Below are 12,492 nucleotides of genomic sequence, written 5' to 3' on the forward strand. Positions count from 1 at the left end.
CTGTTCCCCCACTCTCCCGGACCGAATCGAGATCGTAGCTGCCACATCATCAGTGGACCACATCTCCGAGCACGGCACCGCTCGTATCGAAATTCGGAAGCAGCAGCTAACAACGTAATGGTGTCACTAGTGATGCATCCAGCGATGACGGATCGAAGTCGTCGGGCCCCACCCTCAACCAAATGTCATACGGAGACTCCGGACTGAAGAACGACCTGACAGAAAGGCAATCACCCGCCTTCGATGCAATGATCCACTCTTCGACGTAAGTCGCAAGGTCGAGCAGATCGGCCAGACGCCCTGCAATCCAATGGTCATCGATGATCGCCGAACTCCACGTGCCAATTTCCAGGTACTCGTGTGGACCGAGATTTCGGTGACAGGATACCCAGTCATTCCCAGAATCAATTGCATAGGCGCGTACGGCGGCAACAAACGAACGCACGCCCTCTCTGGACCCCGTGATCTTCCACTGCTTGGAATCGTGATCCAGCTCGTAGTGAAATCCCAGCTTCTTCCATTCGGATCGATACCATTCGTCTGAGAAGAGCTGCATGGGAGAGCACCTTGGATTGAAGAACTGGCGGCGCGGAAACGCAACGCTGTCAAGAGAAGCGGGAAAGCAGATACATATACAGGGTAACCAGAGCGGCTGAGGACAACCCACATGCCAGCTTCCTGGTGGGCGCGACCCATGCTGCCACGCATCCCGCCGCAGCAACTGCAACCGAGAACGCAAATACCAGCAAGGCCATCTCGGCGTCTGGAAACCACGCGGCAGAACAGGTTGGCCCACCCATTTCGTGGCCGGGCCGGGACAGATCCATGGCCCACTCATAGTCCAGTCTGCCGACCGGGCAAATGCGCAACAACAGTCCCCGAATTGATCCCAGCAGCATGAAGACTGCTACAAAACTTAGTAGGGCTGCCGGTACAAATGCCACCCATCGAAAGGTCCTGGTCATCGCCACCTCATGGTTAGTGGAGGAGGGCCTTCCGGCCGTGAGGCTCACGACGACAGCCTTAGCGCCGCCGACTATTCCGCGGCAACGTTCGCAGCGCCACGTGCCCGAGTTGGCGCTGTGACGTCGCGAAACTCAATTCAGCCGAAGATGTCCCGTGTCACAGAGTTGGTCGAACGGGTCGTGCAAGCACTCAACCTCTACTACGAAGGGTCGCCAAGCGTTTGGCGACATCGGACGGCAGGGCATGTAGCCATACATGGGCAACAACACTCAAAAACGCACGGCTTTTCGACGTGTATGACTCTATGGCTTTCAGTGTGGATGGACCATGCAAGCTCAACAAGGCTTCTAAAGGACCAGCCCCCAAGTTCTCCAAGACCCACGGATCGGAGCTAGATTCAAATATCTCCACAACCAGCTCCCATGCCTGCTCCGGCTCCTCAATACATAGCATATTGAGCTCAATAGCGGACCATTGGGATTCGCGTTGCAGTGCAGAATCATCAGGGGCACCTTGCAATTCGATCCAAGATTTGGCTAAAGCTTTGCGGTTCGAAAATTCCATCAACGACTACCTCGGGGCAGGCTGGTTAGGGACAGGCTTTGTTGCCCACTCCCAAGCATCGGAAGGATAACCTCTGCAGTTCATAGAGTCTGCCACCTCAAGGTATCCACGAAGATTCACCTGCCATGACCGGAACTGCTGCTGGTGCCCTGCCCATGACATCCTTCCGGTCGGTCGATTAGTGAATAGGCCCAGACCATCCTCGCGCATATCCCAGTACCTTTTTTTAACAACAGCGAGAATGGACCTGATCGTCGCATAGATTTTTTCACACTTATCTTGTACCGGGCACGAATCCGCAGACTCTGCTGCATCTCTTGCCAGCGAAACCGCGGCTGCGGCAACGACTGCACCGGCCACGCCCACAGCGGACGAAGAGGGTCCGGCGCTTCCAGCGGATCCAATCCCCGCAGCAGCGCAAGCGAGAACATTCTCAGGGCGGGCACACATCGATACCGACGTCAGACCTAGCGAATCAAAATTTGTGATTGCATTGGAGCTGGCGTAGGCAAACGTTGCTATGCCCCCCTCGAGCCCAACAGGGTCGCTCTGAACGTAGCGGCCTGTTTGTGAATCATAGTCTCGGTAGTAGTTGTAGCTAAGGGCACTTGTGGAGTCATACCGTTGACCGGGAAAACGAAGATCAAACTTCTGAACGACGCCATCCTGATCTGGATCCTCCGCAGGTGACCCATCACCAAACGCCTCCCCCATCAAGCTCCAGCGCCACACCGCCACATCGCGCTGCGGATCGATCAATGCGCGGGGCGAACCGAGGTGATCTGACTCGATGTAGAGAACCTGACCCGCTTGAATGAGGCCCACCGGCCGGGACCCAAGCCACACAACCTGCTGGCTCGGTGCGCCAGCAATACCGTAGCTTCCCAACCACTCGCCGCCCTCGCCATGCAAGTGCAGCGTCTTGTCAGTACCCACCTGCTGCAGGACACGCTGCCCCGCCGCATTGTGGCGGTAGCTGGCCTGCGCGGAACCTGCTCGGGTCGCACTTCCAAGGCGGCCAACAAGGTCATAGGCGTACTGCCAGTCACCGCTGATCGTCAGGGTGTTACCCATCGCGTCGTACGTGCGATCAACACCGTCCACCGACTTCAGACGGTGGCTACCGGCCGGGTAAACGTAGGACTGCACCCCGGCCGAGTTGCCGAACGACAACCGGTTGCCGGTGGCGTCGTAGGTGTACTGCTCGATAGCCACGCCGGTCTGCGCGTCCTTGAACGCAGTCAAGCGGCCCAGGGCGTCGTAGTCCAGGGTCGCGCCCTGCCCCTGCGGGCCACCGTCGGTCAGCGAGGTGATGTTGCCCACCGGATCGAACCCAAAAGCGGCATTCAATCCGTCGCGCTCATCGCTGATCGTCTTCGGACGATAGTCCTGGTCGTAGCTGCGGTCCAGGCGCCGGCCGTTGCCGAAGGTCCAAGACTGCTCGGGACCGAATGGCAGCGTCTGCGCGCCCTGCAGCAGCACTTCACGGGTGCCACCCGCTGGGGTGACGCCCACGCTGCTGATCTGTCCGAGGGCGTCGTAGCCATAGTCGACCAGACTGCCGTCTGGGTAGGTCATCGAGTTGAGCCTGCCTGACGGTGCATAGGTGTAGCGCAGCACCAGCGGCTGCCCTTCCACCACCTGCACGCGGCGAACCAGGTCACCGAGCGCGCTGTAGCAGTAGTCGGTACGCCCGCTCGAATCGATCATGCTGGAGAGGCGCCCCACCCCCGCACGCTCACCGACCGGGCATTGGGCCGACGGCTGATCGTAGACGTACTGGATGTCTGCCGCAGGATCTGAGAAGCGAACGGCTGTCTTCCGCCCCACAGCATCGTACTCGTACTGCGCCGTCACGCCCCGTGCGTCCGTCTTCGTCAGCGTATTGCCAAGGCGGTCGTAGGTGAACTGGGTGACGCCCGTATCCGCGCTGGTCTGGGTGGTCAGCTGACCGAAGCCGTCATAGGCGTAGGTGGTTGCCAAACCCTTTGGATCGACGACCCGCTCTACCTGCCCGTTGGCCGCATACTCGTAGCGCATCTCGGCATTGATGCCGCCGAGATCGTCGATCTGCTTGGTCGGCCGCCCGGCACCGTCGTAGGTGCTCTTGGACACCGTGCCGGCGGGATTCTCCGTCTCCAGCAGGTTGCCCACGGCGTCATAGCGCAGCTGAGTCGCCTGGCCAGACGCCCCGGTCACCCGGGTGTTGCGGCTGGCGGTATCGAACAGACGGTCAAGCGAGCGCCTGAGCACGCCACTGCTGTCGCGCACTTCCTCGCGCAGCCGGTTGCCCGCCCCATCCAACACGTAATTGATGCGATTGCCTGCAGCATCTTCCACGCTGGTCAGGCGGTCGGCCGAGTCGTAGTGCATCCGGGTCCAAACGCCATCCGGCTCAGTGACCCGGGTCGGCTTGCCGGTTGAGTTGTACTCATACAGCTGAATGCGGTCATTGGCCGGCACATCTCCCTTGACCGTCTCGGCCAGAACGCGGCTGTCGTGGTCGAACAACTGCTCGACCACGACCCCGTCGATACCGCGTACCTGAACCGCACGACCAAAGGCATCGTACTCAAGGTACTCAGTGCGGCGGCCGAGGGCATCGATCTCCGCCCGCAGATCGCCCTTGCGGAAGCGGCAATCGCCGTTGGCGTCGCAGCCCGCGTCGTTGGCGGCGTAGTACTCAAATTGGGTCAGTGCGCCAGCAGGGTTCCGTGCCGATAGCTGCAAGCCAGGCAACGGACATAGGGCCGGATTGCCCGCAGAGTCGGCATCGGTACAGTAGGTGTTCTGGGACTGGCGCACATTGATCGGCGCTACTGCTAGTGAGCCGCAGACGTAGTCCGTGCTCTGCGTGGCGTCGTACTGGCAGGAGAACAAAAGGCGCCCTTGCGCGTCGTACGTCTGACGACTCAAGGAGGTCAACTTCTCACCGCCAGTGATCTTTTGGCTGACGCGCTGCTCCGCAACGCGGTTGTTGGCATCTCGGCTGGTGCGGCTTATGCGGCCGATGGATTCTTCCGTAACGGTCATCACCTGCGAAACAGGGCCGGTGCTGGAGTCCGCGTAAGATAGCGTCGTACGGTTTCCGAGTGCATCGAGCTTGGTGTTCAGCCGGCCCATAGAGTCAAAGACCTGTGAGCGGGTTCCTTGCGAATCCACTGTCTTGGTGATGGCGCGGAATGGGCCTCCGATCTCAAGCTGCCTTACATCTCCCAGTTCGTTAATCGTAGTTGCGGATCCATCTGCGTTGTAAGTGATGGTTCCTGCATCAACCGGCTGGCCACCAACAAGAAGATGGCTGCCGACAACCTTGCCAATTGCGTCGTAGGAGAATGTGGCGTAGCGGACATTCTCCTCGATGATGCCGGTGAGAAGGTTGTGGATGCCAGCCGGGGCATGGCCCTGTTCTCCGTAGACATACGTACGGGATGAACCATCTGGGCGAACGACACTGGTCTGGTTTCCGTACTCGTCGTAGCCATATCGCGCCTGCGACCCATCTGGCAACGTGATGGAAGAAAGCCGATCATCCTCATAGCGGAACAACAGCGCCCGGCCCGTGTCGTCCGTAACTCGCTCGATTCTCGCCTTGGCGTCGTAGCTCACCGTCACACTGGTCCGCGAGCCTCCAGTGTTGACACGGGTGAGCCTTCCGTCAGCTCGGTAGAAGCGGACAGTACCGTCAGCCTGGATGAGCTCCGAAGTACCGTTCGCCGCGGCGCGAAGAACCTCGCCAGACGCTTGGTTTCCGCGTCCTCCGCTTCCGTAGGTCTGGAGATACCCTTGATCATCTGCACGTATGCTGCTGGTAGAGATGATGAAGTCCGAGTAGCTATGGGACCAACCTGTTCCGAGCTCAGGCGCGACCTGTAGCTGGTTGAGGGAGTGGTAGTGGTAGTGGCGAGTAAATGGCCTGCCCGCGAAGCTGAAGTCCGTTTCAGCTCGGGCCTTGTCCCCCGTCGCTGGGAAGCACGGATTGTTCGTGCTGGCGCACGATTTGGTTTGCGTTACGTTGTACTGGTAGATGAATTGCGCCGTCATCTTCGCCCGGCAGACGCGAGGCCAATCCAGCAGCGTACCGTACCCAACGTAAGCCGGATTGTCCGAATGGATCGGAGCGAAATCCGCCGCGCATGTAAAATGCTGGGTCTTGGACAATACGAGTTGGCGCGGGTCGGGGGGGGGTCGATCCCCAAGCCGGACACCAGATGGAGTACTTGTAGTACTTCGGGTCAGATGACTTGGAGTGCCTAACCGTGCCATAGCCATCATTACGCACAGATACGTAAGGTGAGCCGTAACTGCCCTCGTATCGCTCGTTCGAAAAGACACATTGGGGAAACGAGGCACGAAATGTCGCCATCGTTCCCTCTACCGCCTCGCTCTCATCCGCACACATATACGGGTCATAAGGATCAGTTTGGGCCGTGCACATGCCCTGTCTTACAGGGTCCCCACCCGTGCCGTATCCAGGCTTGTACATTATTTGAGCTTCTTGATCCTTCACTACGTAGGCGTGCCTAAAGACTGCGCTGGGTCCTGAGCCCATGTAGGGATAGACACGATCCCTGGTCCAGAGAGCACCATATGAACCCGCCTTCGCCCGAAGCTCGGCTTCGGCTTGGCTTAGCGTCGGGAAGCATGCGCCATTGAAACAGTACCTCGGCTCAAGCAAGGTCTGCTGCGCTGCGAGCGCTGCGACCGGGAGCAGCGACAGCGCAAAGAGCAGGCTGAGAGTCTTCAGGAATCGTGCGACCACGACCACCTCCATGTGATTGAATGAACAGCCACAGGACTATAGCTCCATATGGCCTGGGTGGCCCGGAGTGTCACCGAAAGTCAGCGCCCGAATTGAGAGCCCCGGCTCAATTCTCAATGAAGACGATATGGCTGCGACAACGCGTCACCCCAGCATGAAGGGGGATATGGATGCATGCCGCACGCAAACTCGGAAGGTGATCATTTCAGGATCACCCAAAATGCAGCGCAGGGGTACAGGACCAGCATGGCCAAGCAGCAGGTGATCGCGAAACGCGCTCGTAACGATGCCGGCAGATACGGATTGCAGCCATGGCGCGGCAATCCAATAGAGACACGGTCCCGTTGAACCGGAACGAGCTGGGAGCGCTTAGTCCTTGGTAACGCGGTTGATCTCAGCAAGACTAGTGGTGCCGGCGGCGGCCTTGACCAATGCAGACTGACGCAGATCATTGATGCCTGCGCGCTGCGAAGCTTCCGCGATCTGGATGGCGTTGCCACCCGCAAGCACGATGACGGAGATCTCCTCACTCATCGGCATGACCTGATAGATGCCGGTACGTCCCTTGTAGCCTTCGGTGCACTCTTCGCAACCCACGGCCTCGTACAGAGTAATGCCTGCATCCAGCTGGGCCTGGGTGAAGCCTTCAGCCAGCAGCGCATTGGCAGGCAGGTCGACCGGACGCTTGCAGTTGTTGCAAAGTCGACGCGCAAGGCGCTGGGCGATGACCAGCGTTACCGAACTGGTGATGTTGAACGGCGCGATGCCCATGTTCATCAGACGCGCGATGGTCTGCGGCGCGTCATTGGTATGCAGGGTGGACAGTACCATGTGGCCGGTCTGGGCCGCCTTGATGGCAATCTCAGCCGTTTCCAGGTCGCGGATTTCGCCGACCATGATGATGTCCGGATCCTGGCGCAGGAAAGAGCGCAGCGCGGCGGCGAAGGTCATGCCGCGCTTGACGTTCTGCTGGACCTGATTGACGCCCGGCAGCCGGATTTCGACCGGGTCCTCGGCGGTGGAGATGTTGCGGGTTTCGTCGTTGAGGATACCGAGAGCGGTATACAACGACACGGTCTTACCAGAACCGGTCGGGCCGGTCACCAGTACCATCCCGTAAGGCTTGTGAATGGCGTCGAGGAACAGCTTCTGCTGTACTTCCTCGTAGCCAAGCTTGTCGATGCCCAGCTTGGCAGCACTGCCATCCAGGATACGCAGCACGATTTTCTCGCCGAACAGGGTCGGGAGTGTGCTGACGCGGAAGTCGATCTGCTTTGTCTTGGACAGGTTGAGCTTGATTCGCCCATCCTGCGGCACGCGCTTTTCGGCGATGTCCAGCTGCGACATGACCTTCAAGCGTGCGGCAATGCGCTGGTTGAGCTTGACCGGCGCCTTGGCCACGTTCTTGAGCAGGCCGTCGATACGGAAGCGCACGCGGTAATCGTCTTCGTATGGCTCAAAGTGAATGTCCGACGCACCCTTGCGGATGGCATCGACCAGCACCTTGTTGACGAACTTGACCACCGGGGTGTCGTCGCCCTTGGCGTCGTGGCCAGAATCGGCGTTACCACCCTCCTCATCGCCGGAGGAGACATCCAGATCCCCCATCCCATCATCGTCACCGCCACCCAACCCTCCACCCAGCGTGTCGTGCTTGGACTGCCATTGCTCCAAGGTGCGGCGGATCTGCTCTTCGTCGACAAGGATCGGCTCGACCACCAAGTTGGTGTGGAACTTGATCTCGTCCAACGAATGCGTCGGGTCGCTGGTGCCGATGAACAACTTGCCACCACGCTTGAACAGCGGAAGCACATGGTGCTTGCGCAGCAGCTCCTCACTCACCAGGTTGATCGCGCTTTGAGCACTATCAAAGACCGATACATCCAGCAGCGGCATGCCGAACTCAAGGGCGTTCGCCGCGACCAGCTGAGCGGGGGTCACCAGCTTCTTCTCTGCAAAATACTGCGGCAAGGGCTGCTTGGCTGCTGCCGCCTTCGCCATCGCTTCACGGGCGGCGGCTTCTTCAAGCGCTCCATCCTGAACCAAGCGACGAGCGATGCCGGTAATTCCGACGAGATTGGCAGTGACGACGGCGTTCATTGAGCACTTCCCTTAGTACGAAGCTTCATTATGGCCAGCATCACTGTCGGGTACTAGCACCCCGTCGGGCGATACTTTGCTTCGAACGCGGAACCGTCGCAGGTCCACGCGCCGTCCGCGGCTCTGTTCAGGACCAAGTCCTTTCCGTCAATGATGGGGCTTCCCGACACAGTACAACTGATGCTCCCCACCCCAGTCGACTGCACGCTTGCGTCCACAGCGCTGCAGCGCTGGGAAACCTTGAGACCGAGGTAGTCTGCATTGATCAACCCGGCGTCCTGACTGTCCTGAACAACGGTTTCCACCATCGTCTTGCCAGGCCTGATCTCAGACAACGCCGCGGCCAACTGAGCCTTTGCTACGTAATCCTGATACATCGGCAGCGCAATGGCGGCCAGGATGGCAATGATCGCCACAACGATCATCAACTCTATCAAAGTGAAACCACGTGCCCCGCGCATGATTCGTGCCTCCCCCGGCAGCTGGTAATACGGTGATCAAGCAGGATCCGTGCCAAAAAAAAAGGCCCCGACGAGCGGGGCCTCTTCAAGCTACTTGCTATTACTCGCAACCGCCCGGAATGTACTTCTTTTCCGTGATGTTGGTGGAGCAAGCCCAGGTGCCCGCATCGGAGCGGGTCAGGGTGATGGTGCTGCTGGCGATCTTCGGGCTACCAGCCAGGGTGCACACGATGCTGCCGGTCGCGGTGCCGGTCACGTCAATCTTGGTGCAGCGCTTGGAGATGGTCAGGCCGATATCGGCAGCATTTGCCGGGGTCTTGCCTTCGTTGATGGCAACTTCGAACTGGGTCTTGCCGGGGGTGATTTCGGCGAGGCCAGCGGTGACCTGCGACTTGGCGACGTAATCCTGGTACATCGGCAGAGCGATGGCGGCCAGGATAGCGATGATCGCGACGACGATCATCAGTTCGATGAGGGTAAAGCCCTGCTGCTTCTTCATGAGTACATCCCCTAGAGGTGGTTTGAAAAATGGACACTGGGTCGCGCCTGGCCGGCGGACCGGCTGAGCAAGGCAATCGCCCGTGCGGGTGGTTGAAAGCAGGTTGCGTGCCAACTTCTCAGCAATGCTCCCCAGCATTCCCCGGCGCAATGATGGCAGCAATCTTCAGGATTGGAACCCCCCTCACGGTAATTTGCGACCCAACCGGCATTGTGACGCGCTGCGTCACCTTCTGACGGGGGTGGTCTTGGACCCCGGTCACGGATTGCCGTCAGGGAGGGATGCCATGACCGCCCGGAACCGGCTACCATTCGGATTAGAAGCCCGCCTGGGGATGGCGTTGGCTGGGGAGCCTGTATGTCTGTCAGCCGTAGTGCAGTCAAGAAAGAGCCCGTGGCGCGTAGCACCATGGAGTTGCAGCCGTTTGTCTGGGTGGGGACCGACAAGCGGGGCGTGAAGATGAAGGGCGAACAGCCCGCCAAGAACGCCAACATGCTGCGCGCAGAGCTGCGGCGCATGGGTATCACGCCAGATGTGGTGAAGCCCAAGCCGAAGCCGTTGTTCGGCGCGGCGGGCAAGGCCATCAGCGCCAAGGACATCGCCTTCTTCAGCCGCCAGATGGCGACCATGATGAAGTCGGGTGTCCCTATCGTGGGATCGCTTGACATCATCGGCAGCGGGCACAAGAACCCCCGCATGAGGAAGATGGTCGAGAACATCCGCACGGACATCGAGGGCGGCTCGTCTTTATATGAAGCCATCAGCAAGCACCCTGTCCAGTTCGATGAGCTGTACCGCAACCTTGTACGGGCCGGCGAAGGCGCCGGTGTGCTGGAAACGGTGCTGGACACCGTGGCCAACTACAAGGAGAACATCGAGGCGCTGAAGGGCAAGATCAAAAAGGCCCTTTTCTATCCGGTCATGGTTCTCGCTGTCGCCCTGCTGGTAAGCGGCATCCTGCTGGTTTGGGTAGTTCCGCAGTTTGAAGACGTGTTCAAGGGATTTGGCGCGGACCTTCCCGCCTTTACCCAGATGATCGTCAACCTGTCCAGATTCATGGTGTCCTATTGGTGGATGATCCTGATTGTCGCCGTTGGTGCGGCCGTTGGCTTCATTGCGGCCTATAAGCGGTCGCCAAAGATGCAGCACACCATGGATCGCTTGATCCTGAAGGTGCCCGTCATCGGCCAGCTGATGCACAACAGCGCCATCGCCCGCTTCGCGCGCACCACGGCCGTGACCTTCAAGGCCGGCGTGCCACTGGTGGAGGCCTTGGGTATCGTGGCCGGCGCCACCGGCAACAAGGTGTACGAAGAAGCCGTGCTGCGCATGCGCAGCGACGTGTCGGTCGGCTTCCCGGTCAATATGGCCATGAAGCAGACCAACCTGTTCCCGCACATGGTGATCCAGATGACCGCCATCGGCGAAGAAGCCGGCGCCCTGGATGCCATGCTGTTCAAGGTGGCCGAGTACTTCGAGCAGGAAGTGAACAACGCGGTGGACGCGCTGAGCAGCCTGCTGGAGCCGATTGTGATGGTGGTTATTGGTACCATCGTCGGCGGCATGGTGATCGGCATGTACCTGCCCATCTTCAAGCTGGCCTCCGTAGTCGGATAATCAATCAATGGCATTTCTCGACCAGCATCCCGGCCTCGGCTATCCCGCCGCGGCCGCACTGGGGTTGCTGATCGGCAGCTTCCTCAACGTGGTGATCCTGCGCCTGCCCAAGCGGCTGGAGTGGCAGTGGAAGCGCGACGCCCGCGAGGTGCTCGAGCTTCCGGACATCTACGAACCACCCCCGCCCGGGATCGTGGTCGAGCCGTCGCACTGCCCGCACTGCAAGCACAAGCTGTCCTGGTACGAGAACATCCCGCTGTTCAGCTGGCTGGTGCTGGGCGGCAAGTGCCGCCATTGCAAGGCACCCATCTCCATCCAGTACCCGCTGGTCGAGCTGTTGACCGGCCTGCTGGTGGTGGCGAGCGTGTGGCAGTTCGGGTTCGGCTGGCAGGGGTTCGGCGCGATTGTGCTGAGCTGCTTCCTGGTTGCGCTGTCCGGCATCGACCTGCGCACCCAGCTGCTGCCCGACCAGCTCACCCTGCCCCTGATGTGGCTGGGCCTGATAGGCAGCATCGACAACCTTTACATGCCGGCCAAGCCCGCCCTGCTGGGCGCGATTGCCGGCTACCTGTCGCTCTGGTCGGTGTGGTGGCTGTTCAAGCAGATCACCGGCAAGGAAGGCATGGGCCACGGCGATTTCAAGCTGCTGGCCGCGCTGGGCGCCTGGTGCGGGTTGAAGGGCATTCTGCCGATCGTGCTGCTGTCGTCGGTGATCGGCGCGATCCTGGGCTCGATCTGGCTGTACTCGCGTGGTCGTGACCACGCTACGCCGATTCCGTTCGGACCCTATCTGGCCATTGCCGGCTGGATTGTGTTCATGTGGGGCGAGCCGTTGATCAATGCCTACCTGAGATTGTCCGGCCTGCGCTGAGGGCACGGCGATGAGCCAGTTCGTGATTGGCTTGACCGGCGGCGTGGCCGCCGGCAAGAGCGAAGTAAGCCGCCGCTTCGAGGCGCTGGGCATCACCGTCGCCGACGCCGACCTGGCCGCCCGCGCGGTGGTGGCACCCGGCAGCGAGGGCCTGGCGCGGATCGTGGCCCACTTCGGTTCCGAGATCCTGCTGGCCGACGGCCAGCTTGACCGCGCCGCGCTGCGGGAGCGCATCTTCGCCTCGGCCCAGGAGCGGCAGGCGCTGGAAGCGATCACCCACCCGGCCATTCGCCAGTTGCTGCGGCAGACCTGTGAGCAGGCGCCGGGCCCGTATGCGGTGGCCGCGATTCCGTTGCTGGCCGAAGCCGGTGGACGCCAGCAGTACCCTTGGCTGGACCGCATCTTGGTGGTGGACGTTCCGGTGGAGGTGCAGCACGCCCGGCTGATGCAGCGCGATGGTATTGATGCGCAACTGGCCGACAGGATGATTGCCGCGCAGGCCAGCCGCGAAGCGCGGTTGGCATTGGCCGACGACGTGGTGCGCAATGATGGCCACCCGGATCATCTGCAGGCCGAGGTGGAGCGGTTGGATCAGGCGTACCGGGCGCTGGCGCGGTAGAGCCACCCCTTGGGTGGCTGCGCTCGCCCCGGC

Annotated in this window: 9 protein-coding genes; 3 read left to right on the forward strand and 6 right to left on the reverse strand. The window is 60.5% G+C overall.

What is annotated here, in order from left to right:
• Positions 1-106: 106 nt before the first annotated feature.
• From ACRESJ_RS26650 to ACRESJ_RS26675, 6 genes are all read right to left on the reverse strand, one after another.
• The gene (locus ACRESJ_RS26650) at positions 107-556 is read right to left on the reverse strand and encodes a hypothetical protein (RefSeq protein ID WP_431599070.1); all 450 of its coding nucleotides are present in this window, start codon (positions 554-556) and stop codon (positions 107-109) included.
• A 599-nt stretch (positions 557-1,155) separates the two neighbouring features.
• Positions 1,156-1,530 carry a DUF6869 domain-containing protein gene (locus ACRESJ_RS26655; protein WP_431599071.1) on the reverse strand — a complete coding sequence of 125 codons (375 nt, stop codon included), beginning with the start codon at positions 1,528-1,530 and terminating at the stop codon, positions 1,156-1,158.
• A 6-nt stretch (positions 1,531-1,536) separates the two neighbouring features.
• A complete protein-coding gene (locus tag ACRESJ_RS26660) occupies positions 1,537-5,691 on the reverse strand; it encodes an RHS repeat-associated core domain-containing protein (protein ID WP_431599072.1) in 4,155 nt (1,384 codons plus the stop codon).
• 970 nt (positions 5,692-6,661) lie between these two features.
• Positions 6,662-8,392: a type IV-A pilus assembly ATPase PilB gene (gene pilB, locus ACRESJ_RS26665; protein ID WP_431599073.1), complete on the reverse strand. Its 1,731-nt coding sequence runs from the start codon at positions 8,390-8,392 to the stop codon at positions 6,662-6,664.
• A 53-nt stretch (positions 8,393-8,445) separates the two neighbouring features.
• Complete coding sequence (locus tag ACRESJ_RS26670) at positions 8,446-8,853, reverse strand: pilin (RefSeq protein WP_431599074.1); 408 nt, start codon at positions 8,851-8,853, stop codon at positions 8,446-8,448.
• Between the two features lie 100 nt (positions 8,854-8,953).
• On the reverse strand, positions 8,954-9,352 hold the full coding sequence (locus ACRESJ_RS26675) for a pilin (protein ID WP_431599075.1): 399 nt from the start codon (positions 9,350-9,352) through the stop codon (positions 8,954-8,956).
• 393 nt (positions 9,353-9,745) lie between these two features.
• Between ACRESJ_RS26675 and ACRESJ_RS26680 the strand changes: the two genes are divergently transcribed.
• From ACRESJ_RS26680 to coaE, 3 genes are read left to right on the forward strand one after another with little or no spacing between them, the layout of a single operon-like run.
• A complete protein-coding gene (locus ACRESJ_RS26680) occupies positions 9,746-10,969 on the forward strand; it encodes a type II secretion system F family protein (protein WP_431760530.1) in 1,224 nt (407 codons plus the stop codon).
• 7 nt (positions 10,970-10,976) lie between these two features.
• Positions 10,977-11,840 carry a prepilin peptidase gene (locus tag ACRESJ_RS26685; protein ID WP_431599077.1) on the forward strand — a complete coding sequence of 288 codons (864 nt, stop codon included), beginning with the start codon at positions 10,977-10,979 and terminating at the stop codon, positions 11,838-11,840.
• A gap of 10 nt (positions 11,841-11,850) precedes the next feature.
• Positions 11,851-12,459, forward strand: coding sequence for a dephospho-CoA kinase (gene coaE, locus ACRESJ_RS26690; RefSeq protein WP_431599078.1), 609 nt, complete (start codon positions 11,851-11,853; stop codon positions 12,457-12,459).
• The last annotated feature ends 33 nt before the right edge of the window (positions 12,460-12,492 follow it).

Source organism: Pseudomonas sp., from assembly GCF_050739655.1.
Classification (GTDB): Bacteria; Pseudomonadota; Gammaproteobacteria; order Pseudomonadales; family Pseudomonadaceae; genus Aquipseudomonas.